The sequence below is a fragment of the Alteromonas sp. H02 genome (assembly GCF_059682525.1).
On record NZ_CM185021.1, the window covers coordinates 1967492 to 1993967 of the forward strand.

Here is a 26476-nt window from a genome sequence, read left to right on the forward strand (position 1 = left end):
CGTTGATGATAAATAAGTCCGTATAGATACGTCAGAATAACAAAGAATTCAACCAGATGTCTGCCTGATTGCGATAAATCGTTAATCCCCCCTACGTAAACAGCGTAAATTTCGGTATACTTCAGCGATTACTTTTTGTTTCAGGTTATTGATTTATGTTTGAGAATCTCTCCGAACGCCTCGGCCAGACACTTCGCAATGTAAGCGGGCGCGGCCGTCTGACCGAAGACAACATCAAAGATACGCTGCGAGAAGTGCGTATGGCACTGCTTGAGGCAGACGTAGCCTTACCGGTTGTTAAGGAATTTGTTAGTCAGGTGAAAGCCCGTGCCGTGGGTACCGAGGTCACCAAAAGCCTTAAGCCGGGTCAGGTTTTCATTAAAATAGTTCAGTCCGAACTGGAATCGGTGATGGGGGAGGCGAACGAAAAGCTGAACCTGGCAACACAGCCGCCGGCAGTAGTACTGATGGCCGGTTTGCAAGGGGCGGGTAAAACCACCTCAGTAGGCAAACTGGCAAAGTATCTCACCGAACGTGAGAAGAAAAAGGTCATGGTGGTCAGTGCCGACGTTTACCGTCCGGCAGCTATCAAGCAGTTGGAGACCCTGGCCGAAGAAGTAGGCGTAACATTTTTCCCGTCCACTATTTTGCAAAAGCCTATCGATATTGTTAACGACGCTATCGATGATGCGCGTAAGCAATTCTTTGATGTGCTGTTAGTCGATACCGCCGGTCGTTTGCATGTCGATAACGACATGATGGACGAAATTAAAGGCCTGCATGCAGCGGTTAAGCCGGTAGAAACTCTGTTTGTGGTAGATGCCATGACCGGTCAGGATGCAGCGAATACCGCCAAAGCTTTTAACGAAGCCTTGCCACTTACCGGGGTTATTCTTACCAAAGCCGATGGTGACGCCCGTGGCGGTGCGGCTCTCTCGGTACGAAAAATTACTGGTAAGCCCATTAAATTCCTTGGTATGGGTGAAAAACTCGATGCCCTGGAGCCGTTCCACCCGGAACGAATCGCTTCTCGTATTCTGGGCATGGGTGATGTGCTTAGCCTTATTGAAGAGGTGGAGCGCAAAGTCGACAAAGATAAGGCCCAAAAACTTGCCAGGAAAGTGCAAAAAGGTAAGGGATTTGATCTGCAGGACTTTAAAGAGCAGCTCGAGCAAATGCGCAACATGGGCGGCATGATGGGCATGCTCGATAAAATGCCGGGCATGGGCAATATGACCGCCAAGATCAAGGATCAGGCTAACGACAAGCAATTTCTGCAAATGGAAGCCATCATCAATTCCATGACGCCGGCTGAGCGTGAAAAGCCTGAAGTCATTAAAGGATCACGTAAACGGCGAATTGCAGCCGGTTCCGGCACCCAGATTCAGGACGTAAACCGGTTGCTTAAGCAGTTTACGCAAATGCAAAAAATGATGAAGAAAATGTCTGGCGGCGGTATGAAGAAAATGATGCGCCAGATGAAAGGCATGATGCCACCAGGTGGCGGCGGCCCGGGTGGTATGGGGGGGATGTTCCCACCACGGTAATGTAACCAACGCCGAACAGTCTGATTATTCTGTTCGGCGTTTTAGTATCGTTACATCATAAAATAAAAAGTTGTAACCGCTGTCTGCGAAAAGCTCATCGCAACGGCTATACTTACTCAACCCGTTATTGAAATCATGCTACTTGCTGTTAAATGGAAAGAACTATTCACCCTGCTTTGCATACTGCTATCTTGCTGCTTACGTTGCTCACAGCGGACTTGTGGTTTGGTCAGGGCTCACTGGCTGCTGAGGAAACGCGCGCCAACCCCCAGGTGGATATTCGGTGGATAAAAAACCCGTCACCGCCTTTTCATATTCTGGATGGGCATCATGCCGGCTACGGTATTTGTGATGTGCTGGTGGATAAAATAAATGCCAGGCTGTCACCGCTTGATACCACTATTGACGTGTACCCGCAGTCAAGAATAAACCGGTTAATCGAAGGTACGGAAAATCTGTGTTTTCCTTGCATGATTAAGCGTCAGGATACCGACCGTTTTGTCTATAGTAAAAAGACTACCGTCTACCCACCACTGGGTATTATTCTGCGCAAAGAGCTATTGACAGAATTATATCCAACTCCTCCGGAAACACTGTCACTAAGAGATTTGCTCAACAACGATTCGCTAATATTCGGCTTTGCCGGTGCGCGACGTTTTCCTGAAGAGTTGCAAAGTGCCATTGACGCTCACAAAGATGACGATAATGTCCTCGCGCTCCCCGGCGTGTTGGGCCCGCTGCGACTGCTGCAGCAAATTGACTTTGAACGGATCCATTACACGCTCGATTATCCCGGCGTCCTGCGCTATTTCGCAATCAAAGAAAATAACCAGTCGCTAACCTATATGCTCACCACGGAATACGGTGAACAGCCCGTTTATGGTGCTATCGGTTGTACCAACAATGCCTGGGGCAAACGCGCGATAAGAGCCATCGACTCGGTGCTGGATGAGGTCATAGCGGATCCGGAGTACCGGGAAAACCAGACGTTGTGGTTAAATACGCTGCCCGATAACCCGTAGAGTCACAAAGCTTGGTTAAATAATGCGCGATCGTGGCGATTTTTCTGCATGAGCCCAAAACTGGCCCCTTCAAACCTGTGCAACAGCACAATTTCATAATAGACTGACGCGTTAATTTCGCCGTGCCGTAAAGCCAGCCATCAGCCGCGCTGGCAATCGCTCTTCAGTTAATAAACCAAACAATCACGGTGAAGAATATTCTAATAAAGAAACAGGAATCCTATGGCCGGTCTTAAACGAATTATACTTATCGACACTCATTTACCGGGCGTCGTTGAACTTAAGCTTGACGGGCACACTAACATTTGCGGAACCAATGCCTCGGGTAAAACCACACTACAACGTTTGATCCCGGTTTTTTACGGCGAATATCCGAGTCGGGTAGTGCCGGCAACCCGTGATAGTTTCGAACGCTGGTATCTGCCGCGTCAGTCATCTTTTATCATCTATGAATATACTCGCGCCGACGGCGAACTGTGCCAGGCGGTGTTAAGCTCAAACGGCACCGGTGTTAATTACCGCTTCATCGCCAAAGCATTCGATTTGGATGACTACCTGTATCAGCAAAAAAGCGGTAAGCATGCGTCGCTGTCCTCCACCGAAATCGCCCGCGCCATGAAGCGCAATAATATTGTGGTATCGAGCCTGTTAACCACCAAAGACTTTCGTGCGGTATTGCAAAACGATCAGGGTGTACTGAATCAAAGCAGCAGTGCCCGTGAATTACTCGGATACGCCAAGGTTTTCAGCTTAAGTCAGTCCAGTGAACACCTGCGCCATATCGAAAAACTGGCCAAAGCGGTGCATTCAAAAGAAGGCAAAATGGAAACCATTAAGGCCATGATTGCCGCCATTCTGGAAGAAGACGGCGTGCAGCCGCCTACCTCCAGTTTGTCGCGCAACCGGGTAGACGACTGGATCCGCGAATGCCACCTAATCCGCGCCTTCGACAAGGTACGCCCCGAGTTTACCCGCCTGGAGCAGGCCAATATGGCCCTGCAGGAAGCCGAAAGTGGCCTGGCAGAGATCAGTCAGGCCTTTGCACTGGATAAGACCAAACTTACTGCGCGCAGCGAAGAGGCCCGTCAGCAACTTGATGACGTATTGCATCAGAAAAAACTCAGCGACAGCACCTGGAACGAACGCCGCGACGAACTTAACCAGCAGGTCTCCGCCTCGCGGGCCGATGTGGAAAAGTACACCGCAGAACTTGATGCCGTGGAGCGCGAGTTCGATAACTGGCAGGATCAGAATATCGAACAGCTGAAAGAAGACGTAGCCAAACTGCCCCAGTGGCAGCGTGATTTAGAGCTGGTCTCAAGCCGCTATACACTGCTTACTGAACAGCATCAGGATATTGAATCAGCCTATAACCGCCGCGTGGCTGAAATTGGCGAAAGGTTGAGTGCCCAGGTAGAAGAACTGTCGGCAGCCCGCCAGGAAGCTGCAGAAAAACGCAGCGAGCAGCAACAGCAGGAGCGCGAAGCGTTACAGGATATTAAAGCCGACTACGAAGCACAAATTCACACGCTGAGCGACAGCTACCACGCCAAGCTTAACGAGCTGAAAGTCAGTGAAGCAGAGGCCAAAGTGGCGCTGGCTAATGCCGGTTATAACGAATTTGAGCAGTCTCAGCTTGAACTGCTCGATGCTGCCATTAAAGAGGCAAGCATCAGCGAAGACAGCGTACGCAGCGAATACCGGCAGACACAAAGCAGCTATCAGAAGGCGGTTCAACAGCGCGATGCTGCCAACCAGGCGCTGGAAAAAGCCCGGACTGCGCACCGCAAAGCCGAACAACAAGTAGAAGACGTTAACGCACTGCTGTATCCCGGTGAAGGCTCACTGCTGGAATATTTGCGCGCCAATGTGGATGATTGGGAAGGCTCTATCGGCCGCCTGATCCGCCCGGAATTACTCGACCGCAAGGATCTGACCCCCAAGCCAGCCGATAGTGCAGTCGGCTTTTATGGTGTAACACTGGCGCTGGAGCATCTGGACGCGCCGGCTTACGCGCAAACCGAACAGGATCTAAAAAAGGCGCTGGGTGAAGCCGAGGCGGCGCTCTCTGATGCGCTGGATAAACAAAACGAATGCGAAGCCGAGCTGGGTAAGTGTAATGAAGCGGTGCGGGTAGCTGAGCTGGCAATGACCCGCCAGGACAACGCAGTACGCAGCGCAGAAGCGGCCCGTAAACGTGCCACACAAGATAAAGAGTCGGTACTTAGCGAATATCAGCATTCGCTTAAAGAGCGTAAGCAGCGTGCGAAATCCCAGCTGGAAACAAACCAGCAAGCGCAAAAGAAACTGCAAAGCCAGTTTGAAATGGATCGTGATGATATTAAGGATCAGCAGCGCGAAGCGGTTACCGAACACAGCTTCCACTGGCAGCAACTGATTGCCGATAGCGACGCCCGTCTGGCGCAACTGGATGGAGAAATTAAGCAAGCTAAAGCGTCGGCGGCTCAAGACCGGGAAGAAATGGCCAAATGGCTGGAAAACGAGCTTAACCAGCGCGGTCTGGATGTAGATGAAATTGGCCAGCTTAAAAAGCAAGTGAAGAGTCTGAAAGACGCCATATATAAAACCGAGACGCAGCGCCACAAAGTAGCCGACTACGACCGCTGGTATCAAACGGTATTTACCGGCCAGAAGGTCACCTGGCAGCAGGGCTTAACCAAAGCCCGCAAAACTTTAGGCGAAGCAGAACGCGAGCTCAACGAGCTGCAGGTGCAGTATCGGGAAACCCGTGAAAGTTTGAAAAATAAACAGTCAGAGCTGGAAAAACTGCTGAGCGTGGCTACCGAACAGCTTGGTCAGGTAGGTACACTGGCGAAGAATCTGGCCAAACAAACGCTGCCCAAAGTTGATACTGTGGCAGAATGGCAACATGACGAGCTCAGTATCACCCAGCGGTTATCCCGTGCTCAGGCGTTACTTAAAGAGCGGGAAGAGCTACTCAGCGATATCCGCAATTATGTTGAACGTTTCGACCAGCTGATTGCCGCTCAGGCCGGTACCGGCCTGTCAGACACCTGGGAACGCGCGCGTGAAGAATGCGCAGTGATCAACGCTCACGGCGTGAAAGGCATTGATCATCGCCGCATGGTGGGGCACTTATCCCAGTTGTTGAACGTGATTGTACCGCAGAAAATTCAGGGGCTGCGCGAACAGGGCCGGATCTTTGGTGCCGACCTGAGTCAGTACTATTTTGTGCTGGCAGACATTGATAAGCGTATCGTTAGTCAGAGCCGTCGTATCAGTAAGGAAGTGGATGGCGAGTTATTCCTCGACGGCGTATCGGATTCCGCGGTGAAAATTCGTTCCCGCATCAGTGAGCTGGAATTCTGGCCTGAGCTGGAGCATTTCCGCACCCTGTACGACAGCTGGATGGAAGAGGGCGCCCACGAACTGCCGGACGATGAATACGGTCAGAGCATGCGCCGGGTGCTGGATATTCTGGGCCGTGCCGCGCTTTCTGGTGGTATAAGTAAACTGCTGGATATCGAACTGCACCTGCGCGAGGGCAACAGTGATTTGGTGATCCGCACCGACAGACAGTTAAATGAGTCTTCGAGCCATGGTATGGCTTACCTGATTCTCTGTAAGTTCCTGCTGGCCTTTACCCGCTTACTGCGTGGTGAAGCGGATGCGGTTATACACTGGCCAATCGATGAGCTGGGTACCTTGCACCAAAGTAATGTGAAAAAGATTTTCGATGCTTGTCAGGCCAACAACATCAGTGTGGTCGGCGCCTTCCCGAATCCGGAGTCTGATGTATTAAAACTGTTTGAGAACCGTTATCTCATCGACAAAGTGTCTAAGCAATTACAGGTGGTTCAGCCGAAGAGCTCTAACCTGTCATCATTGATTCAGGCCCGTAAAGCCAAGCAGGAGGTGTCAGCATGATGACCGAACAGGGCAAAGTATTAAGCGCATTACTCAATGGCCAGTTTATTTGTCAGGTGAGTGATGAAGACAGCTGGCGCTTTTTAAAAAGCCGCGATAATGCCAGCAAGCTTGAGCCGCATTTAAACCTGCTGAATCGCACCCTGGCCACCACCGGTGAAGGCGAAGTGTTTTTTGCCGGCTACCTCACTCTGGGCGATGAAGAGCGTAAGGTATTATTGCAGCAGTTTCAGGAAACCACATCCAGTCTGGTGCCATTGGTGGAGTGGTTGTTACTGGTACAACAGGCCAGTGAATCGGATATGCCGCTCACCATGGGCAACGCTATCCGCTTAAATGAGCTGCAAACCGTTATCGAGGATACCCCGGCGTACAGCGAACAACTGGAAAAAATTTCCCGCTACCGCTTGTTTGGCTCCACCAGTGTGAATCTGGACGGCCAGCTTAAACAAGTGTTTAAAAAGCTCACGGACTTAGGGTACTTAATGAAGCCCAATCCGGAAAAGCAGATTTATCTGGCTACCGGCAAAGTAGAGCACTTATTCGAAGTGATCCGCTTTATTGACGAGACCGAGTCGCTGTCGTTATCAGAGCAGGCAGAAGCGGCTATTCAGCAGGGCAGTCTGCTATGAGTCAGGTGCTTATTCAGGCAGGGAGCCGGTTTTTAAATGCACTGGGTCGCCACAGCGATCTCATTATGCACGCCTACGTGAACGGCTCGGTGGATGAGTCAAACTTTAGCCGCAAGGTCCTCGAGCAGCTCATTCAACTGGGAATTTTATGGCGACCGGATCCACAAAGTGCACTGCGGCTTAAAAGTGCAGTCAGAAACTTGTTGGAAAGCGGTCTGCAGGATGAACGCAACCGCAACATTAACGCCAATATCGGTACCGCGCTGGCGAGTCTGAAAACCATTGCCGAGCACTATAAAGAATCACTGCACTACAACCGGTTTAACGAAGCTCACGCTTACATGACCGACCTGACTGAGCACGTGTATCAGCTCACCGAATCGCTGGCTAACAGCGTGCGGGTGATGTTTAGCCGCATTAATAACGAGTTTGGTTACGTATCCTCAGTGGAAGCCAAAATCCGCGAGAATGAGCTGGCCCAAGGGCAGGTATCGGAGCTATTGAATCAACTGGAATGCTTCCGTTTTGATGAGCTCAGTGAAATCGCTGGCAGTAATCGTGAATTGCGCCATTTGCTGGTGGTTGCCCTACAGCAAAGCTTCTCTAAAGCAACCCAGGAGCTGTCGGTTGCACAAGCACGACTGCTCGATTTACTTGGGCGTTTTCGTGAGTTCCAGGGCCGTACACGGCTGCTTAAAGGCTTTTTACTGCACATGGAGCATCACCCTGACTTTGCGCCCGGTAATTACCCGAATCTTACTCAGGTTCCGGTATTGTTTAATCAGTCGGCGGCCATGCTTAAACCGGCCAGCATCGATGTTAATCAGGTTGCTCACGAACAGGAATTACAGCAGATTGTTGCCTCGTTGAGCTCGGTGTATCGCCGTAAACCCACTGTGAGCGAACCGGAAAAAGCATCGACTATAGATGTCAGTGAACAGCAGTCAGTAGATTTAGAGAGCGATCCGCTACAGGAAGAGGTGGATGCCTATTTCTGTGAAGTGATTGATAACGGTCAGTCCTTATCGGCGCTGGATTATTTCAGCCAGCGCGAGCTTGAGTTCGATCCGGAAGTGTGGATTTATCAGGTGATTGGTGGTTATCAGGCACTGGATGATGAAGACAAGCAGTTCTTCGCTATCGATCCGGTAGGGCGCGTCGATGAAAAATATACCGGTAACTTTGTGATCCATGATGTCACTTTGGGACTAAGATAACTGTACGCCAATCAGCGTAATGCAAAAACGGCTCGCTGTCGGGAAGACAGGAGCCGTTTTTTATTGCCTATTAAACCCCGTTTTTAGATGAAATTGGTCTTGGCAAATCACAATTTAAACTTATAATTAACATGCGTGTAACATGATAGGGTACTATCTGTTAAAGAAGTTACCAGCCGGATGCTGGTTGTAGTGAACAGGAGCTGTTATGCATTTGTCAGAAGAACAAAAATTTAATCAGGCATTGATAAAACTGGCGGTATTGTTTTATCAGGTCGACAGAAAAATTCTGCTCAGCGAGCAGGACTACCTTGAAGAGCTGGTTGAATCCCTTGAATGGGACAGTCCCATCTGCCGCGAAGCGTACGTTACCGAAGTTATCTACCAAACCCGAACGGCCCTGGACACCGGCGATGCCGCGGATATATTACGCAGTTTGCAGTCTGACTTGGCGTTTAATGCCAGCCAGGCGCTGGAAGTCGCGATGGCAATGTCGGGGGTAGACGGCGAGCGCAGCGAAGAAGAAACCGAACTACTGAGCTTATTAACCCACAAAGTATTGGCCCGGGAACTAACTGCCAGTCGTGTAGAGTTACCAGCTGCCTCCTGAAGCATTTATTGAAATACAGCCGGAACGAAGGTAGGGTCTGGGATATTTAACGCAATCAAACTATCCCTGCCTGATGAAACTATTTCGGCTGTTTTGCCTGGTGATATTGGTGATAACTGGCTCAGCCATGCTGTTGAGCAGTTGTCAGCAAACACGTGATCTACGATTTTCTCCGTCGGACACCCTCGTGCCGACCACAATTACTCCCTTTTCGGATTACCAGCTAGCCGTTGCCTACTGGCTTAACGAACACCGTCAACTCACCGGCTCAGATAAGCCGCGGGAGATCAAGATCAACACTCCTTTCGAATGTGGTGTCGGCAATAAAAAAGGCGTGTTGTTTATCCACGGTCTGGGGGACTCGCCGTACTTTTTTCAGGATGTTGCCCAACGCCTGTGTGACCAGGATGTATGGGTGAGAACGATACTTCTACCCGGCCATGGCTCCAAACCCGGCGATATGCTGAACGCCAGCTATGAATTATGGCAACAAGCCACGAATTTCCATGTCGAGCAGTTCTCACTACAGGTTGATGAGTTATACCTGGCCGGATTTTCCACTGGCACTAATCTGGCCGTTGTGGCCGCAGGTCAGCGTGATGATATTGCCGGGTTATTGCTGTTTTCGCCAGCATTTGAATCCCGGTTCGCGGTCACCTGGCTGGCGCCGTATTTAACCGGCGTGTTCAGCTGGCCTAATGTTGAACGTGAAGATAACCCGACACGGTATAATTCCATGGCCATGCAGGGGTTTGCCGCCTACCAGAAAAGCGTTGATGCGGTTCAGGCGTCATTACATCGGCAACCGGTTTCTGTACCTGCGTTGCTGGTGGTGCCAGAGGGCGATAGCGTGGTTGATGTGAATACGGTAGCTAAGCTTTACACGGCGTATTTTCGTCACCCTGCGAGTGAGCTGTTATGGTTGGGGGAAGATGAGGAAGCGCCTGCTGACAGTCAGGTGCTTAGCATGCAAATACCGGCGCAGCGGATTTATGGGAAAGTTTCAAATAGTTTAGCGATTGTCACGAACTATTCGGCCCTTAAGAAAAGCTTTGGTGCAGATAAAAACTTCAAGTTGCATGCTGGTGTTGTCAATTATATTGATTATGAAAATGAAGGTTTTAAACTTCCTATAACCTCAGCACGATTTGGACGTGTATTGACCAAAGAAAGAGCTTACGGTGATGAAAGAGAGTTACGTATTTTCTTTGAAGACCATGGAATGGTTAATGATTTAATTGATACAACAGTTGCGTTTGATTATTTTCCTTCTGAAGAACTAATCAAGGACTAGAAACAGGGAGTTAAACCTGAAGTAGATTTGAATATCTTAATCGAGAGAATAATAATTAATCCAGATGCTGACCTTGAATTTGTTAATAAAGTTAAAAATACTGTAGGTGACTTACTTCCAAAGCTTGATCCCACAAAGATAGTACAATCGTCTTTAAAAGACTATAAACCTCAAAAGCCCAGACCATTCGATTACCCATAATAAGTAGAAGTTTGCTTTTGACCAAATGAAGAAATCCAGTGGTAAAAGCCTGACCGTCCGCTGTTTGTCTGTTGATGCCCTTGGAAGCTCGATGTAGAGCAACTCCGTGCGTATATAAGACGCTTAATATCCCTTTCCCTGAAAACCCAGATATAGTTTTTCTGAGGAAACGGGTATTAGTATGGACTCTTAGTAATAACTTGTTACTAGCAAGGTTGTCAGTTGACAACCTTCTTTTATTCACCTACACTCTACCAAAAGATTTTTGATTAAGCATGCCTAGAAAAAAACATTCGAAAAAGGAAATTGAGGAAGCATTGAATTACGCTGAAGAGCTTGGTTGGAGAGTGGAAGTAGGTGGTGGTCATGCTTGGGGTAAAATATATTGCCCTTACAATGATAAAGAGTGTCGCTGTGGTGAATTTTGTATTTCAAGTGTCTGGAGTACACCTAAAAATGCTAGTAATCACGCCAAGCAAATTAAGAGAGTTGTTGATAACTGCACTGCTCGGGATACTGACCCGGAGGAGTAAATTATGAAAGAATTTGAATTTACGTTAAAATTTTCACTTCCAGATTCTTCCCAAGATCCGCAAGACTACATTGATGCTCTTGGAGCAGCTGGTTGCGACGATGCTATTATTGGAATAGCTCAAAAAGGCCGTGTTGCGCTTCAGTTTACACGAGAAGCTAGTGATGCATTTTCTGCTGTGACATCAGCGATAGGGGATGTTAAATCAGCTATTCCAGATGCCAAATTAATTGAATCCACACCAGATTTAGTTGGGCTTACTGATATAGCCAAATTAATGGGAGTTACTCGGCAATATTTGCGTAAGTTGGAAACTACTAAGATAAATTTTCCACAACCTGTTCATACTGGAAAAGTTGCAATTTGGCATCTTTCTAACTTTCTGCAATGGTATGAAGTGTCTCAGCGTAAGCAAGTAAACATAGCCATAAAAGAGATTGCGTCTGCAAATATGCAAATAAATATTGCTAAAGAATGGGCTCAATTAGATTCCAGCACTAGATCAAAAATATCTTCGTTAGCACTTTAAGCATAACAATCAAATTAGGCCGTGCGCCAGAGGCGCACTGGGACAACAACATGCAGGCTCAGCTCAATTCACTTCGTTCGCAGTTTTGCCTACGTTTTATAGCTCCTGCTTGGGCCGTTTGACCGTCCGCTCCTTGTCTTTTGGAGCCAGTCATTCTGTAGGGCTGAAGTGTACGTATTGCAGACATTGACATCAAGAATTTTCAATTGCAGTTGAGAGCAAATAAAGAATATAGGTTTCTTGAAATATATATGACTGCCTCACTCAAGAAATAGCCTTCAAGGAATTTTTATTAAACGTTTAGCAGCAACTTTAACTGCATGGGTTCTTAACGCTTTTAAAGGAGGGCTTTCCGCTTCCCAGCAATGCCAGTATAAAGGCGTATCCAAATGGTAGTCTGGCATAAGGTTAACCAGTTCCCCTTTCTCAACTGAATCTCCCAGCTGCAAGATAGGAATAAGCCCATATCCCAACCCTGCAAGCATTGCCTGCTTAAATCCTTCTGGTGAGGGGCAAATGTGTGTATAGCGAGGGACTGAATCACTCAGTTGTGCGAGAAATTCATGTTGTAATTTGTCATGCTCATCAAATACCAAACATGGAAGGTCTGCAAGCTGGTGTGGAGATGTAATGTCGTAACGCTTTATGAAAGAGGGGCTACATATAGCTTGATATCGTAAAGCTCCCAGTTCATATGCCAGACTGCCGTTAACTGGCGAAGCATTCGAACATATACAAACCATGACCTCCCCAGCCTTCATTCTCTTCAAGCCGACCGATTGGTCTTCCGTTAAAATTTCAAATCTGTAATTATATTCAAAACTCTCCTGAGGAGCTGTCAAAGCCTCAGGCAGCCATGTTGTGCATATTCCGGCTAATCCGGACACCGGCACCGGTTTAATCCGGACGCCTGTTTTCCTCGCTTTTCTCTAACCCTATTTTTATCCTATCTGTCCGGATTGCGCCAGTTTTCTCATTGATTCTCCTCCCAACTCAATCCGATGACTGTTGTGGATCAGCCTGTCCAGCAAGGCATCTGCCACCGTGGCGTTGCCTATCATGTTGTACCATTCTTTAACCGGGAGCTGGCTTACCATGATTGTACTGGCTGTTTGATAACGATCCTCCAGTAACTCCAGTAGATGACCGGCTTGCTCCTGGCTCATCTTTTCCATTCCCCAGTCATCGATTACCAGCAGCTGTTTCTTTGATAAGGCGAGTAGCTGTTTTTGATAACTGCCATCCAGCCGCCCTGAACTCAGATCATCCAGTAAACGGCTAAGACGATAGTAACGAACGCTGTACGTCTGCTCACAGGCCTGGGTTGCCAATGCGCAGGCCACGTAAGTTTTACCGGCACCTGTTGGTCCGGTGATCAGGATATTCTGGTGCTTTAGCAGGTAGCTCCCGGTTAATAGTTCACTTATCTGAATGCGTTTTAGGCCCCGATCCTCTTTGTAGATAAGCTGATTAGGTGAGGCATCAATACGTAGCTTGGCTTGTCGTTTAAAGCGTTCGATCCTGGCCCGGCTTCGCCCCAGCACCTCGCTTTCAAGGAGCAGACTAAGCCGCTCCTCGAACGTTAACTCGGCGTAGGTGGAGAGTTGCTCCCGCTGCTGTTCAAGGCCCTTGGCGGCGTGACCAAGACGCAGGGTTCTTAGTTGTTCATTAAGCTGATTCATGTCGTTCTCCTAGTGGTAACTATTTGGGCCACGCACATTGCTGTGCTGGATATCCGGGGTGGTATGAGACTCGGAAGATAACTGGCCTTCCCGGTGGTTTTTAAGCAGGTTTCTGATAAAGCGCAGATAGGGCTTATCTACCATCAGCGCATCTTTGCAGGCTTGTTCCAGGCGCACATCGCCGTATTTTTTGGTGAGATTAAGCAGGCCAAGGCAACTGCGGTACGCTTGCGCGGGATGATCTTTGGCGCTGAGCTGAGCACTGACAACCTGTCGGGTCGCAGCCCCAACATTGCCACCCCAGCTCAGCAGGCGCTCCGGTGACCACTTCTGGTACTGATGGTTGCTGGGCATATGCTCCGTGTGTGTACTGAGGCCGTGCGCTTTCTTGCTGGTCGGATGTTGAGACACCAGGTTTCCCTGGTGGTAGATCTGGATTAACCGCGCGTTCGCCTCCAGTTCAACATGCTGGCCTACCAGTTGATGAGGGACTGAGTAATAGTGCTGTCGGTATTCGATGTGATAGTCCGGTCCTACCTTGGCGCGTTTGCTTTCTGTATAGAGGTAGCGCTGGACCGGGAGAGGTTTCAGCGCGGGTTTATCCAGGCTGTCGAATAAAGCTTTGCGGCTGGCACCCAGTTGTTTCATCTCTCTTTGATTCAGCTCATCCATCAGCTCCCGGATCGCCAGATTTAATGCATGGAAAGTGTGGAATATGCGGTGGCGAAGACGCATCATGATCCAGCGTTCAACAATCAGTACCGCGTTTTCTGCTTTGGCTTTATCCTTCGGTTTATAAGGCCGTGCGGGCATCACCGCTGTACCGTAATGATTCGCGAGTTTACGATAACTGTCGTTGAGTTTCGGCTCGTAACGATCCGTTTTGGTGACCGCGGCTTTAAGGTTATCCGGGATCAGAAGCGCTGGCACGCCTGTGAAGTGCTCAAAGGCGTTTGCGTGCGCTTCCAGCCAGTGCTCCAGCTTTTGACTGGGGCAGGCTTCAACGTAGGTGTAATTGGATGCTCCCAACGTTGCCACAAAGATCTGCGCATACCGAACCTCTCCGGTATCAGGGTTCACGACCGGGATTGTCGGGCCACAGTAGTCGATAAACAACTTATCGCCGGCAGTGTGGATCTGACGCATACTTCGCTTTTGCATCTTATGCCATCGAAGGTAATGCTCACAGAACTGACTGTAACGGTAGGCTCTGTGTTGATGCTCGGCGACATATTCTTCCCACAGAAGCTGCTTTGTCATGCCCTTACGCTTAAGCTCGATAAAGCACTGAGCGAAATCAGGCATGATCTTATTTTGAGCTGCCGTTTTATCCCGATACAGGGCCTGCGTTAACTCGGTATCGGAGCAGTTGTCGGTAAGTGGCCAACGCAAAGCGCTTTGTTCAAAGCGCGTCAGGATATCAGAGATGGTTGAGCGTCCAGCTTTGGTACAGGCGGCGATCTTTCTGACAGACAAACCACATTCGAATTTAAGGCGCAAAATCTCTTTGATATTTGCCATAGATGTCCTCTTTTTTGTCATGCTCACGTCCTCGCTATAATTCAATCGATAACGAGGATTGTGACTAATTGATTTAAAAGAGAAAAGAGAGGGATTCCGGCATTCCGGACAGGGTTTCCGCCTAATCGGACAGTGATTCCGGAGTTAGCAGAAAACTGGCTGGCTTATCCCGGAATCGGTGTCCGGATTAAAACGGAAAGGGTGTCCGGATAATGCCGGAATCGATGTCCGGATTGCTCCGGTGTATGCAATGTTGCCAAGGAGTCAGCATTCGCTGCGAGCTTAACGGTGATAGGTTGGCGGTTATCGTAATGGAAGTCACTGCCTTTCAGGTTCAACGATAATTCGAGTTGTTGAACCTGTTGCAGGTGAACCAACAATTTGGTTCCTAGCTCTGTGGGTTTGGGCGGCTTTGTTCGAATTAGGACAGGCTCGCCCAGCAACGACTCTAGGTGATGTATACGCCTGCTAACAGCAGACTGTGTCAAAAACAATCTCTTAGCGGCCTTTTCAAATCCCTTCTCCGCGACTACTGCAAACAACGCTTCAAGCAGCTGATAATCTATCATGATGAAAATTCATGTATGGGAAATATTATTCATTAGACGCATGATATTACAGTGAATAAAATTCCACCACTCATTTGAATGTATCCGATAACTAGGTGGTAATAGGTGTCTTTTGTATCAGGTCTAATTTTAGGATTGAGTTTAATAATTGCGATTGGCGCTCAGAATATATGGGTGTTAAGTCAAAGTATGGCAGGCGCAAATAGGCTGGTAATCGCTTCGGTTTGCATTTTATGCGATGCATCACTGATAGTTATCGGCGTTTACTCAGCAAGTGAATTACAAGAGTGGATACCAGAGTTTGTGCCATGGCTCACGTGGGCTGGGATTGGGTTATTACTTTATCTGGCTTTTGGTTCAGCGACGCGAGCATACAAAGGCTCCTCAGCACTGCATATTAGCCAAACAGTTGCCACTGATTGGCGGAAAACTGCTTTTACCGCTCTGGCAATCAGTTTACTCAATCCTCATGTTTATTTAGACACGGTACTTTTGCTTGGAGGTGTTGGGGCGTTGCAACCAAATCCGACATTATTTGCTTTTGGCGCATGTGTCGGCTCAATAGTTTGGTTCGTAAGTTTGGTATCATTTTCTCCAAAACTTAAGCGATTACTTAGCTCTACATTCCGGTGGCGTGTTTTTGATACCGTTATTTCTATACTTCTTTGCACTGTTGCCTTTCAGCTCTTCACTTATACCTGACTATCATATTTTTTTGGAACTGCCACCATAGACCCTCTAAAAAAATATCGGTGATACCCATCTAAGCTATTTAATGCAGCGACGACTATCTTCGTTAAACCGAACGTCCGCTCATTGTCTTGAGCAGACTAATCTACCTGAATTTCTGATGTGCTCCTTTTGTTTAGATTATCAGTTATCTGCCCTCCATTCAGATCCACCTTGATGTCCTACGCTCGGGCAGATATCAGATAATCTTCGGTGGACGAAACCGCGGGATGTTACCCCTGTGGTTTGGCTATGGGGATTTCGATGGTGGATATGAGTCTGCTGTAGAGGATGATCGCCAAGATCACGTGTTTCCAGTGGCGCTTTGTTTCTATTTGCATCTGATTTTCACGTTTTTATTCAGCTCGGTTGTCTCATTCTATTCATTGTCATGGGGTTTATAGCGTTTCAGGTAAAGCATCATCCTCACCAGTAAAGGCGCTTTTTTATCTCCTTAAGCACTCTGCCTATTTAGGGGGCGCTCTTGGTAAGTATGCAGGTAGCCTGAGCGCCGACACCTTCATCGGTGATTGACATTGCCTGCACACGAAGGGTGCTGAGTCTGTCTCCGATTCATTGGCCGTCTTTTTGATGTCTGGCGGCGGAGCTACGTGCAGGGCTTGTCTGGCCATATTGAGTTTGGCTTTACTGGCCAGTAACCCATAATGCCGGATACGATGAAACCCGGTTGGTAAGACATGCAATAAGAATCGACGCATGAACTCGTCACACGTCAGTTGCATCGTCCGGTGCATGTTGTTTCCTTTGCGCCGGTAATCCTTATAGGTGAACGAGACATGTGTTTCATCAACGGATTGTAGTCGGCGATTCGCAATCGCTACACGATGCGTATAACGCGACAGGTACTTCAGCACCGCTTGTGGTCCTGCAAACGGCGGTTTGGCATACACCACCCATTCCATGGATTGTTGCTGTTTGCACCATGCCATAAAGTGCCCGGCGTGTTCAAAGCCACTGGTCTGCGTCAACTCCCCGAAGCACAGTAACTGCGTCGATTCGTATAACTCACGTACGCCTTGCATATACAAACGGCGGAACAAGCGTGATAACACTCTGACCGGCAAGAAGAAGCCCTTTTTACACGCTTTCCATTGCTTAGCGTTATCCAGCCCGCCACCGGGCACAATGCAATGCACATGAGGATGATGCATCATCGCGGAGCCCCACGTATGCAACACCATAGTGGTGCCAACCTCAGCGCCTAAGTGTCGCGTATCACCGGCAATGGTCAGCAACGTTTGTGATGCGGCTTTAAACAACAACTGATACATCTGTGCTTTATTGTAAAAGGCCAGTTGTGCTACCTCACCAGGTAAGGTAAACACCACATGGTAGTACTCTACAGGTAACAACTGCTGCTCTCTGGCTGCAAACCAGCGTTTGGCGCTTGAACCCTGGCACTTCGGACAGTGACGATTACGGCAGGAGTTATATGCGATGGCATCGGTATGACAGTGTTCGCAGTGCAGGTGATGAGCACCTAATTGGGCACTTCGACAACGCGCAATGGCTGACATCACTTTCAGTTGAGCTAAGCTTAAACGCCCATGCTGAGCGCTTTTATACTGCGTACCAGACAGACGAAACACATCCGCCACCTCAAGCGGTGGCCGTGAACAACTCGACATAACGTCACGCTCACAATGCCAGTGTATCTAACGGACTCACCACCTCTCGCAAGAGTTTACTGGCGACTTGTGCATACAGCGCAGTGGTTTCCAGTTTACTATGCCCCAACAGCGTTTGGATGATGCGAATATCGACTTTATCTTCCAGTAAGTGCGTGGCGAAACTGTGCCGTAAGGTGTGCATGGAGACTTTTTTATTCAGTCCTGCATCCAGACACGCAGATTGACAGGCACGACTGAGTTGACGGGTGCCAATAGGGTTTAACGGATTCTGCCCTGGGAACAACCACCCACCCGGTAGCATTAAGTGATGCGCTTTGGCATGTTTATACCATTGGCGAAGTGTACTCAACAGCATTGGCGATAACATTGCCATTCTGTCTTTCTTCCCTTTACCTTGCTCAACGCGCAATAGCATGCGAGAACTGTCGATATCCGTCACTTTCAACATCGCCACTTCGCCAATCCGCAACCCCGCCCCATAAGCGACCGAGAAGGCAGCTTTGTATTTGATGCTATGTGTGGCATCAATCAGTTGCTTGACTTCCTCTTTACTCAAGACCGTCGGCAACTTCCTTGGCACCGGCACGGTGCTGACTTTGAGCATCACATCAGGTCGATTCAAGGACTTACGCAATAAGAACGTTAAACCCGATAACGTGGCATTGATGGTGATGTTAGATGTACCTTGCTCGGCCAATGCGAGTTGGAATTGGCGCAATTCTTCAGCCGTAGCATCCTCTGGCGAGCGTTTCAAAAAGGTAGCGAGTTTCTTCACGCCTCTGATGTAGCCTATTTGTGTTTTAGGACTGAGCCTACGCATGGTCATATCTTCAATCATGCGTTGGCGTATGGGGTTGGATCCTTCAAAGTAACTCATAGTTTCACTCCTGAGTGAATTCAGGGCGACATTGCCCTTCCTTCAGCTTAGAAGCGGGGAACGAGATCAGAATATAATTAATGAGGTGGGGGCGGCACAACTACCGCGGAGCGGTTTAGTCCTCTTGTCTATTTGTGCCAGTCAAGAAAGCTGGAGGGGCGGCAAAGTACGTTTTTCGGACCTTGAGACTATAAATTTCCCACCCTATTGATCAGTAGATTTACATTAAAATCATATACACACTGTGATGCCAATTCAAGATAAAGGCGCCATTGCTAGTAACTCACTCTCATACCTATAAACGACATCGTCCAGAGCAGACGTTACTGTATCAATTGGTCGAACGCCACTACCCAGAATTTCAGAAGCAGCTTTCACAAAAAGGGAAGTCGTTACCACTTCATGTGGTAAAAGAGTTTGAAGAGTTTCTTAGGTGTGGTCGGCTTGAGCATGGTTTTTTGCGTGTAGTTTGTGACGACTGCAAGCATGAGAAACTGCTGGCGTTCAGCTGCAAACGCAGGGGATTTTGCCCAAGTTGCGGTGCAAGAAGGATGGCAGAAAGTGCCAAGTTGTTAGTTGAAGATGTTCTTCACGGTTACCCTGTACGCCAATGGGTATTGAGTTTACCCATCCCGCTTCGTCTACTTCTAGCTAGGTATCCCAAACACTTAAGTAAAATCATGCAAATCATTCATCGTGCTATTTCTTGCGATATTGTGCATCGGGCTGGGTATCTTAAGAAGCAAGCAAACACAGGAGCGGTGACTTACATTCAGCGATTTGGTAGTGCACTGAATCTCAATATTCACTTTCACATGCTCTTTTTGGAAGGCGTTATCACTCAGGAGTGTGGACAGTCCAAATTCAAGTGCGTTAAAGCACCAAACCACAATGATATGGAAACCCTCGTGAATGTCATTAGCCATCGCATCGCGACCTACTTGGAGAAGGCCGGGCTCGTTCAACGGGATATGGACAACACATTTCTCGATTTACCCATGGATGACGAAGATAGTTTACTGCCCTTGCAAGCAGCCTCTGTCAATTACCGCATTGCTGTAGGACCAGATACAGGCAAAAAAGTCTTTGCCTTGCAAACCTTACCTGCCAAAGACGAACAACATTACGGTCAATTAGCTCAAATAAACGGTTTTAGCTTACACGCTGGGGTGTTTGCAGACAGCCATCAAACTGACAAACTGGAAAGGCTATGCAGATATATCTCAAGGCCAGCGTTAAGCGAGCAACGATTGAGTCTAACCGATTCAGGAAAAGTAAGATATCAACTGAAAACTCCCTATCAAGACGGTACCACACATGTCTTTTTTACTCCCTTGGATTTCATAGGCAAGCTCGCGGCACTGGTGCCAGTGCCGAGGCTAAACCTTACGAGGTTTTATGGCGTGTTTGCTCCCAATGCTAAGGTGCGTGCCGAGGTAACGGCTTCACAACGCGGTAAGAATAGCCCTCGCTTAGCAGAGCATCTGAAAGATTCAGATAAACCATACCATGCGCGAAGCATGTCGTGGGCACAAAGGTTAAAAAGAGTATTCAATATTGACATCACAGTCTGTGAGGCTTGTGAAAAAACCAACGTCAAAATTATTACTTGTATTACGGATCCGGCTGTTATCCATAAGATTTTGGCGCACCTTGACAAGCAGACTCTTCTTGAAGCAAAAAACGATTCTCTAATGCCGCCACTTCGAGCTCCACCAGCCACAGCCTCATTCAGTGACTACATCATTCAACGCGACTTCGATTTTGGCGCATGAAGCACAAAAAACAGACCATCACTTGAACATGCAACATGTTGAGGTAAGGGCTTTCACATATCTCATTGCGGATTTCAGTACCAAAGACCAGTTATATTGCGTCTATCTTGATGACAACTACTTCACTGATTCCTGAAAAGTACCCATTTGACACACGTGCAACTGGCCTTAAATACAGCTGACACAGTGGGTAGTACATAGCGTTAATATTTCTTATACTCTCGGACAAGCTTCGAAGCCGGGTGAAACTGTCAAAATGGATCACCACAATATGGGTAAGAAAACCGATACTGCTAAAACGGCCCCGGTTAAAGGCATCCCAGCAACGGGGATAGTCAATAGCATTGATGTGGCTGGCGGCACGCTCAATATCACACATGACCCAATCAAGGTGCTAAACTGGCCAAAAATGAAAATGGTTTTCACGGCAGAAAAAGGTGTCGACCTGTCTGCTATTAAAGCAGGTGACAGTGTTACTTTTACACTGAAAGATGTGGGTGGTGACGACTATACCGTTTCAAGCATTCAGAAAAAATAAGGCAACCCAGCGCCGCGCGTGAAAATCGTGCGGCGCTTTTTTCTCTAGGAGATCAATATGAAACAGTTCATGAAGTTATTGGCAGTGCTGGCCATCATCGTGCTGCCTTTTGGCGCAGCTCATGCTGAAAGCCCCGCGCTCAAGAAAGTCGAACCGCAATTTGTCTGCATGGTCAACAACGCCGTGTTCGACAAACCGCAAATCCCCGTCGAAGTCAGCGGCAAAACCTATTATGGCTGCTGCTCGATGTGCAAGGAGCGCCTTGCTAAAGACACCAGTGCCAGAATGGCGACAGACCCTGTCAGCGGAAAAAGCGTAGACAAGGCCAGTGCGGTGATCGGTGAAGACGCGGCTGGTGCTGTTTATTATTTTGAAAGCGAAGCCAACCTTAAAGCCTATACCCCAGCTCAGAAATAAATCTCCTGAGCAAGAAACTCCTGCGTCTACCCCGGCGCAGGAGTTTTTCTACACTCGAATTTATAATCAATGTTTCCTTGACATTTATGTCGATAATTATATATAAAAATGTATTCATATGTTGTTTTTAATAGCATTAATTGCGTAAACGTAGCTTCCAAGAAGGAGTAAGCCCCCATGTCAGATAATTATTATAACCTCGGTGATTTTCGCAGGGATGTCACCACGTCATCACCAGAGGCGCAACTCTGGTTTGATCGCGGCTTGGCTTGGGCATACTGCTTCAACCCCGAAGAGGCCGTCCGCTGTTTTGAAAAAGCGGCCAAGATTGATCCGGACTGCGCCATGGCGCATTGGGGTATCGCCTTCGGGTCAGGCCCGAATTACAACAAAGCATGGCGATTGTTCGACATAGCCGATATGGAGCAATCTATCGCCGTTGCAACTGCGGCACTTGATCGTGCGCGTGTTGCCGCAAACCGCAATGCTACGCCCTTTGAACGCGCATTGATTGGTGCGCTTGGCGCTCGCTTTCCCAAAGCCGTAACCCAAGACCCAATAGAATTCGATAGGCTTAACCGCGCTTATGCCGACGCGATGCGGATATTCTACAAACAGTTCTCAGACGACATCGATGCGGCGGCGCTATTTGCAGACTCCCTCATGTGCCTTAGCCCACGCGCATTGTGGGATTTGGATACGGGTGAGCCGATTGGCCCAGGTACAGTCGAGGCTCGGAGTGTTTTGGAAGATGCGCTGCCGCGCGAGGGCGGTGATAAACATCCGGTGCTTAATCACCTTTATATCCACCTCATGGAAATGTCGCCTTATCCGGAGATTGCCTTGCCAGCGGCTGACCGTTTACGCCGCCTCTCGGTTGATGGTGCGCATCTGGCGCATATGTCGACGCATATCGACAATGCCTGTGGCGACTGGAGGCGTGTGATTGACTCTAATCTCGATGCTGTTGCTGCAGATGAACGCTATTTCGGGCGAGAGAAGGACATTGGGGCTTGGTATAATGTCTACCGCGTACACAATCTCATGGTCGGTTCATACGGCGCGATGATGGCTGGGCGGTCACGCGAAGCACTGTTTATGGCCGGACGCCTCAAAGAAGTGCTAACCCCTGAGCTTCTCCAAATCCCAAGCCCGCCAATGGCAGATTTACTTGAAGCACATGGCACTACGCTTGCCCATGTCCTGATCCGCTTTGGTCGCTGGCACGACATCCTTAACCTCGAATTCCCAGAGGATCGTAAACTCTACTGTTCGACCACCGCGATGATCCATTATGCGCGCGGCATTGCGTTTGCCGCTTTACGTCGCATTCCAGAAGCAGAGCAAGAGCGAAAGGAATTCGCCATCGCCGTTGCGGCTGTGCCGGAATCGCGCTTCAACTCCATCCCGGTACCGGAAATTCAGGCTCTTAAAATTGCTGAAAAAATGCTGGATGGAGAAATCGAATATCGCAAGGGTAATTTCGATGTCGCCTTTACCCATCTGCGCGAAGCCATCGCGCTTGAAGATAAGCTTCCCTACAGCGATCCACCAGCATGGCTTCAACCTGTTCGCCACGCCTATTGCGCACTCATGACGGAGCAAGGTCAACTTGAAGAAGCCATCAAGCAATATCGCATCGAACTGGGGCTGGAAGGTAATCTAGGTCGCCGCCGAATTCGCCCCAACAACGTCTGGAGCTTGCACGGCCTGTATGAATGCCTGACCAAACTGGGCCGTCATGATGAGGCAAGGGAAATCAAATTGCAGCGTGATATCGCTGTTGCATCCGCTGATATCAAGATCGCTGCATCGTGTTTCTGTCGCCTAAGTGCCTTTGAAAGCACTTGTTCATCAAAGAAATAGAGTCTGAAGAAGCATTAATAGCCCCTGCGCTAGGGATGGCACAGGGGCTTTTCTCTGTATGAAGTGTTAAAAAGCCAGCCACTTAACTCATTATTTCCGTGATAAATCTATTTCTTGACCTTCCAATGATGGGAAGGTGTACTATATGAAGGATATGGAATTTAATTGAAGGAGTCGGCCATGACAGCCCATAACCCAAAAAATGCATCCAGCGCCTCGAATATCTCTCTGCCAATCGAAGGCATGACGTGCGCATCCTGCGTTTTCCACGTTGAGAAAGCACTTTCCAAGGTCGAAGGCGTGGGCAGCGTTGCTGTCAATCTTGCCACCGAAAAAGCGGAGATCAAACCATCCGGCCCAGTTGACCGTGCTGCGCTCGTCCAAGCGGTCAAAGATGCAGGCTATGATGTGCCGGAGCGCACCAGCGCGACCGAACTTGCTATTGGCGGCATGACTTGCGCCTCTTGCGTGGGCCGTGTTGAAAAAGCCCTTAAAGCTGTACCGGGCGTTACCGATGCGGTTGTAAACCTCGCCACCGAACGCGCCACCGTGCGCGGATCGGCCAGCAGCGATGCCTTGATTGCCGCCGTAGTCGGTGCAGGCTATGAAGCCCGCCTAATCGAAGCCACAGGTGAGATTGAAGATAATTCCGAACAAAAGGATGCGGAACGCAAAGCACTAAAAAGAGATTTGATCTTGGCTGCCGTTTTTGCCGCACCTGTGTTTGCATTGGAAATGGGATCGCACATGATCCCCGCCGTGCATGATTTCGTAATGAACGTCATCGGCATGAAACTCAGCTGGTATATTCAATTCGCGCTGACGAGCTTTGTGCTGACCGTACCGGGCTGGCGTTTTTATAAAAAGGGTTTCCCCGCGCTGATGCGCCTTGCGCCGGACATGAATTCTCTCGTGTCGGTCGGGACATTGGCCGCTTACGGCTACTCGCTGGTGGCGACCTTCCTGCCGCACTTGTTGCCGGAAAACACGGTCAATGTCTATTATGAAGCCGCTGCCGTAATCGTGGCCTTGGTGCTGCTTGGTAAATTCATGGAAGCCCGCGCCAAAGGCCGCACATCCGAAGCGATCAAACGCCTGATCGGCATGCAAGCCAAAGTCGCACACGTCCAGCGCAATGGGCAATTCATCGATATTCCGATCAGCGAGGTTGTGCTTGGCGATATTATCGAGGTACGCCCCGGTGAGCGCGTCCCGGTCGATGGTGAAGTGCTGGATGGCAAAAGCTTTGTCGATGAATCCATGATCACGGGCGAACCGATCCCTGTCGAGAAAACCATCGGCAGCACAGTCGTGGGCGGCACGGTCAACCAGAAAGGCGCATTTACGTTGAAAGCCACGGCTGTCGGCGGGCAAACCATGCTGGCGCAGATCATCCGCCTTGTCGAACAGGCGCAAGGTTCAAAACTGCCGATTCAAGCTGTGGTCGACCGTGTGACCATGTGGTTCGTTCCAGCCGTTCTGGCAGCGGCCACCGTGACGTTTCTTGTTTGGCTGGCTTACGGCCCGTCACCAGCGCTAACCTTTGCGCTTGTGAACGCCGTTGCTGTCCTGATTATCGCATGCCCTTGCGCCATGGGTCTGGCCACACCAACCTCGATCATGGTTGGCACGGGACGCGGCGCGGAACTCGGTGTTCTTTTCCGTAAGGGCGAAGCTCTGCAGCTTTTGAAAGATGCCAAGGTCGTGGCCGTCGATAAAACCGGAACGCTGACCGAGGGCCACCCGGCGCTGACTGATTTGGAAGTGGCGGACGGTTTCGAGCGCAGCCAGGTCTTGGGCCAGATCGCAGCGGTTGAATCCCGCTCCGAACACCCGATTGCCCGCGCCATTGTCGATGCCGCAAAAGAAGAAGGCATTGCCATTCCGTCTTTGAGTGATTTTGATTCTGTAACAGGCATGGGCGTGAAGGCTGTGGTTAATGGCGTGAATATCGAGGTAGGTGCGGATCGCTATATGCGGGAGCTGGGCCTTGATACAGGCGTATTCGCCGCCACGGCGGAGCGTCTGGCCAGCGAAGGTAAATCCCCGCTCTATGCCGCCATCGGAGGCAAACTGGCCGCCATTGTGGCCGTGGCCGACCCGATCAAGGCATCCACACCTGCGGCGATCAAGGCCCTGCACGATCTGGGTCTGAAAGTAGCCATGATCACGGGCGACAACGCCCGCACGGCGCAGGCCATTGCCGCCAAGCTCGGCATTGACGAAGTGGTGGCCGAAGTGCTGCCGGAGGGCAAGGTTGAGGCTGTGAAGCGCCTCAAAGCCCAATACGGCCAGATCGCCTTTGTCGGTGACGGCATCAATGACGCGCCTGCCTTGGCGGAAGCCGATGTCGGGCTTGCCATCGGCACAGGCACGGATGTCGCGATGGAGTCCGCCGATGTCGTGTTGATGTCAGGCAATCTGCAGGGCGTGCCGAATGCCATCGCCCTATCCAAGGCGACCATCGGCAATATCCGCCAGAACCTGTTCTGGGCCTTTGCCTACAACACGGCCTTAATTCCGGTCGCGGCAGGTGTGCTTTATCCCACCTATGGCATCCTGCTTTCGCCGATCTTTGCGGCGGGTGCAATGGCCATGTCGAGCGTCTTTGTGCTGGGGAACGCGCTGCGTTTGCGGCGCTTTCAACCGCCTATGGGGCAAGAATAAAGGAGAGAAACTATGAATATCGGTGAAGCTGCCAAGGCATCCGGCGTATCGGCCAAGATGATCCGCTATTATGAAGAAATAAAACTGATCCCGCCGAGTGACCGCACGGCATCGGGTTATCGTTCCTATTCGCAAAGCGATATTCACCGTTTGCAGTTTGTAAGAAGGGCGCGTGATCTGGGCTTCCAGGTGGCGGAGATCAGCGAATTGCTGGCATTGTGGGGAGATCGTTCACGCAAAAGCTCGGACGTGAAGAAGGTGGCGCAAAAGCATATCGTCGATCTGCAGCAGCGCATTCAGGATATGCAGGAAATGGCGGATACATTGCAGACGCTCGTCAGCTGCTGCGCGGGCGACGGAAGGCCGGAATGTCCGATCCTGGAAGGCCTCGAAAAGTCTGCCAAGACCACCAGCCGTCCTGCCGCCCGTAAAGGTGCAGTTACTTCTATCAAAAAGAAGCGTTAGTCTTTCGTTGGCGGGAAGCCAACTTCGCAGAGCGCAGCTTCCACTTGTTCTTTGCTGGCCGAGGTAACGACTTCAACGCTGCGGCTTGGCGGATCGGCTTTGACATCCGCTTGCGGATCGAGCGATTTGATCGCTGCCGTCACGCCACGGGCGCAGCCGCCACAGGTCATGTTTTCAATATGCAGTTTCATGATAAAGCCTCCTTTTGTTGCTTATAGTTTAAGT

Annotated in this window: 23 protein-coding genes; 16 read left to right on the forward strand and 7 right to left on the reverse strand. The window is 49.5% G+C overall.

Going from position 1 to position 26476, the window contains the following annotated elements:
* Nucleotides 1-155 precede the first annotated feature (155 nt).
* From ffh to AC566Q_RS09030, 9 genes are all read left to right on the forward strand, one after another.
* Nucleotides 156-1547: a signal recognition particle protein gene (gene ffh / locus AC566Q_RS08990; RefSeq protein WP_499615939.1), complete on the forward strand. Its 1392-nt coding sequence runs from the start codon at nucleotides 156-158 to the stop codon at nucleotides 1545-1547.
* Between the two features lie 152 nt (nucleotides 1548-1699).
* Complete coding sequence (locus AC566Q_RS08995; protein WP_499615942.1) at nucleotides 1700-2569, forward strand: hypothetical protein; 870 nt, start codon at nucleotides 1700-1702, stop codon at nucleotides 2567-2569.
* Nucleotides 2570-2791: 222 nt separating this feature from the next.
* Nucleotides 2792-6478: an ATP-binding protein gene (locus AC566Q_RS09000; RefSeq protein ID WP_499615944.1), complete on the forward strand. Its 3687-nt coding sequence runs from the start codon at nucleotides 2792-2794 to the stop codon at nucleotides 6476-6478.
* Complete coding sequence (locus AC566Q_RS09005) at nucleotides 6475-7110, forward strand: condensin complex protein MksE (protein ID WP_105936093.1); 636 nt, start codon at nucleotides 6475-6477, stop codon at nucleotides 7108-7110. The genes AC566Q_RS09000 and AC566Q_RS09005 overlap by 4 nt, the downstream gene beginning before the upstream one ends.
* Nucleotides 7107-8327, forward strand: a complete 1221-nt coding sequence (locus AC566Q_RS09010; protein WP_499615947.1) for a phosphoenolpyruvate carboxylase — start codon at nucleotides 7107-7109, stop codon at nucleotides 8325-8327. The genes AC566Q_RS09005 and AC566Q_RS09010 overlap by 4 nt, the downstream gene beginning before the upstream one ends.
* Nucleotides 8328-8535: 208 nt before the next feature.
* A complete protein-coding gene (locus AC566Q_RS09015; protein ID WP_499615950.1) occupies nucleotides 8536-8937 on the forward strand; it encodes a TerB family tellurite resistance protein in 402 nt (133 codons plus the stop codon).
* Between the two features lie 187 nt (nucleotides 8938-9124).
* Complete coding sequence (locus AC566Q_RS09020) at nucleotides 9125-10231, forward strand: alpha/beta hydrolase (RefSeq protein ID WP_499615952.1); 1107 nt, start codon at nucleotides 9125-9127, stop codon at nucleotides 10229-10231.
* Nucleotides 10232-10707: 476 nt separating this feature from the next.
* On the forward strand, nucleotides 10708-10965 hold the full coding sequence (locus AC566Q_RS09025; protein ID WP_105936089.1) for a hypothetical protein: 258 nt from the start codon (nucleotides 10708-10710) through the stop codon (nucleotides 10963-10965).
* A gap of 3 nt (nucleotides 10966-10968) precedes the next feature.
* Nucleotides 10969-11493, forward strand: coding sequence for a DNA-binding protein (locus AC566Q_RS09030; protein WP_105936088.1), 525 nt, complete (start codon nucleotides 10969-10971; stop codon nucleotides 11491-11493).
* A gap of 278 nt (nucleotides 11494-11771) precedes the next feature.
* On the opposite strand, the gene AC566Q_RS09035 is transcribed toward AC566Q_RS09030, so the two are convergent.
* The 4 genes from AC566Q_RS09035 to AC566Q_RS09050 all read right to left on the reverse strand — a co-directional run bounded on the left by AC566Q_RS09035 (nucleotide 11772) and on the right by AC566Q_RS09050 (nucleotide 15265).
* Nucleotides 11772-12380: a LysR substrate-binding domain-containing protein gene (locus AC566Q_RS09035; RefSeq protein WP_499615956.1), complete on the reverse strand. Its 609-nt coding sequence runs from the start codon at nucleotides 12378-12380 to the stop codon at nucleotides 11772-11774.
* A gap of 54 nt (nucleotides 12381-12434) precedes the next feature.
* Nucleotides 12435-13175: an IS21-like element helper ATPase IstB gene (gene istB / locus AC566Q_RS09040; protein ID WP_499615959.1), complete on the reverse strand. Its 741-nt coding sequence runs from the start codon at nucleotides 13173-13175 to the stop codon at nucleotides 12435-12437.
* A 9-nt stretch (nucleotides 13176-13184) separates the two neighbouring features.
* Nucleotides 13185-14717, reverse strand: a complete 1533-nt coding sequence (gene istA, locus AC566Q_RS09045; RefSeq protein WP_499615962.1) for an IS21 family transposase — start codon at nucleotides 14715-14717, stop codon at nucleotides 13185-13187.
* A 143-nt stretch (nucleotides 14718-14860) separates the two neighbouring features.
* Nucleotides 14861-15265: a LysR family transcriptional regulator gene (locus AC566Q_RS09050; RefSeq protein WP_499615964.1), complete on the reverse strand. Its 405-nt coding sequence runs from the start codon at nucleotides 15263-15265 to the stop codon at nucleotides 14861-14863.
* A gap of 105 nt (nucleotides 15266-15370) precedes the next feature.
* On the opposite strand from AC566Q_RS09050, the gene AC566Q_RS09055 reads away from it, so the two are divergent.
* The gene (locus tag AC566Q_RS09055; RefSeq protein ID WP_105936086.1) at nucleotides 15371-15967 is read left to right on the forward strand and encodes a LysE/ArgO family amino acid transporter; all 597 of its coding nucleotides are present in this window, start codon (nucleotides 15371-15373) and stop codon (nucleotides 15965-15967) included.
* A 494-nt stretch (nucleotides 15968-16461) separates the two neighbouring features.
* On the opposite strand, the gene AC566Q_RS09060 is transcribed toward AC566Q_RS09055, so the two are convergent.
* Complete coding sequence (locus AC566Q_RS09060; RefSeq protein ID WP_487125383.1) at nucleotides 16462-17643, reverse strand: IS91 family transposase; 1182 nt, start codon at nucleotides 17641-17643, stop codon at nucleotides 16462-16464.
* Between the two features lie 10 nt (nucleotides 17644-17653).
* Nucleotides 17654-18523, reverse strand: a complete 870-nt coding sequence (locus AC566Q_RS09065; protein WP_499615968.1) for a tyrosine-type recombinase/integrase — start codon at nucleotides 18521-18523, stop codon at nucleotides 17654-17656.
* A 260-nt stretch (nucleotides 18524-18783) separates the two neighbouring features.
* Between AC566Q_RS09065 and AC566Q_RS09070 the strand changes: the two genes are divergently transcribed.
* From AC566Q_RS09070 to cueR, 6 genes are all read left to right on the forward strand, one after another.
* A complete protein-coding gene (locus AC566Q_RS09070; protein WP_069945706.1) occupies nucleotides 18784-20298 on the forward strand; it encodes a transposase in 1515 nt (504 codons plus the stop codon).
* Nucleotides 20299-20554: 256 nt separating this feature from the next.
* Nucleotides 20555-20836, forward strand: coding sequence for a copper-binding protein (locus AC566Q_RS09075; RefSeq protein WP_499615971.1), 282 nt, complete (start codon nucleotides 20555-20557; stop codon nucleotides 20834-20836).
* Between the two features lie 57 nt (nucleotides 20837-20893).
* Complete coding sequence (locus tag AC566Q_RS09080) at nucleotides 20894-21253, forward strand: hypothetical protein (protein WP_487125391.1); 360 nt, start codon at nucleotides 20894-20896, stop codon at nucleotides 21251-21253.
* A gap of 177 nt (nucleotides 21254-21430) precedes the next feature.
* Nucleotides 21431-23119, forward strand: a complete 1689-nt coding sequence (locus tag AC566Q_RS09085; RefSeq protein WP_487125389.1) for a tetratricopeptide repeat protein — start codon at nucleotides 21431-21433, stop codon at nucleotides 23117-23119.
* Between the two features lie 180 nt (nucleotides 23120-23299).
* Complete coding sequence (locus AC566Q_RS09090; protein ID WP_487125387.1) at nucleotides 23300-25786, forward strand: heavy metal translocating P-type ATPase; 2487 nt, start codon at nucleotides 23300-23302, stop codon at nucleotides 25784-25786.
* A gap of 12 nt (nucleotides 25787-25798) precedes the next feature.
* Nucleotides 25799-26251: a Cu(I)-responsive transcriptional regulator gene (gene cueR / locus AC566Q_RS09095; RefSeq protein ID WP_487125386.1), complete on the forward strand. Its 453-nt coding sequence runs from the start codon at nucleotides 25799-25801 to the stop codon at nucleotides 26249-26251.
* Here the strand turns inward: cueR and AC566Q_RS09100 are convergent.
* Entirely contained in the window at nucleotides 26248-26442 is a 195-nt protein-coding gene (locus AC566Q_RS09100) for a heavy-metal-associated domain-containing protein (RefSeq protein ID WP_487125385.1), read from the reverse strand. The two genes, cueR and AC566Q_RS09100, sit on opposite strands and share 4 nt — an antisense overlap.
* Nucleotides 26443-26476 lie beyond the last annotated feature (34 nt).

Coding starts and splice junctions, on each gene's coding strand:
- AC566Q_RS09100 (WP_487125385.1), bottom strand. CDS start 26,442: ATGAAACTGCATATTGAAAACATGACCTGTGGCGGCTGCGCCCGTGGC.
- AC566Q_RS09090 (WP_487125387.1), top strand. CDS start 23,300: ATGACAGCCCATAACCCAAAAAATGCATCCAGCGCCTCGAATATCTCT.
- AC566Q_RS09010 (WP_499615947.1), top strand. CDS start 7,107: ATGAGTCAGGTGCTTATTCAGGCAGGGAGCCGGTTTTTAAATGCACTG.
- AC566Q_RS09060 (WP_487125383.1), bottom strand. CDS start 17,643: ATGTCGAGTTGTTCACGGCCACCGCTTGAGGTGGCGGATGTGTTTCGT.
- AC566Q_RS09005 (WP_105936093.1), top strand. CDS start 6,475: ATGATGACCGAACAGGGCAAAGTATTAAGCGCATTACTCAATGGCCAG.
- AC566Q_RS09080 (WP_487125391.1), top strand. CDS start 20,894: ATGAAACAGTTCATGAAGTTATTGGCAGTGCTGGCCATCATCGTGCTG.
- AC566Q_RS09030 (WP_105936088.1), top strand. CDS start 10,969: ATGAAAGAATTTGAATTTACGTTAAAATTTTCACTTCCAGATTCTTCC.
- AC566Q_RS09075 (WP_499615971.1), top strand. CDS start 20,555: ATGGATCACCACAATATGGGTAAGAAAACCGATACTGCTAAAACGGCC.
- AC566Q_RS09015 (WP_499615950.1), top strand. CDS start 8,536: ATGCATTTGTCAGAAGAACAAAAATTTAATCAGGCATTGATAAAACTG.
- ffh (WP_499615939.1), top strand. CDS start 156: ATGTTTGAGAATCTCTCCGAACGCCTCGGCCAGACACTTCGCAATGTA.
- AC566Q_RS09000 (WP_499615944.1), top strand. CDS start 2,792: ATGGCCGGTCTTAAACGAATTATACTTATCGACACTCATTTACCGGGC.
- cueR (WP_487125386.1), top strand. CDS start 25,799: ATGAATATCGGTGAAGCTGCCAAGGCATCCGGCGTATCGGCCAAGATG.
- AC566Q_RS09065 (WP_499615968.1), bottom strand. CDS start 18,523: ATGAGTTACTTTGAAGGATCCAACCCCATACGCCAACGCATGATTGAA.
- AC566Q_RS08995 (WP_499615942.1), top strand. CDS start 1,700: ATGGAAAGAACTATTCACCCTGCTTTGCATACTGCTATCTTGCTGCTT.
- AC566Q_RS09025 (WP_105936089.1), top strand. CDS start 10,708: ATGCCTAGAAAAAAACATTCGAAAAAGGAAATTGAGGAAGCATTGAAT.
- AC566Q_RS09050 (WP_499615964.1), bottom strand. CDS start 15,265: ATGATAGATTATCAGCTGCTTGAAGCGTTGTTTGCAGTAGTCGCGGAG.
- istA (WP_499615962.1), bottom strand. CDS start 14,717: ATGACAAAAAAGAGGACATCTATGGCAAATATCAAAGAGATTTTGCGC.
- AC566Q_RS09085 (WP_487125389.1), top strand. CDS start 21,431: ATGTCAGATAATTATTATAACCTCGGTGATTTTCGCAGGGATGTCACC.
- istB (WP_499615959.1), bottom strand. CDS start 13,175: ATGAATCAGCTTAATGAACAACTAAGAACCCTGCGTCTTGGTCACGCC.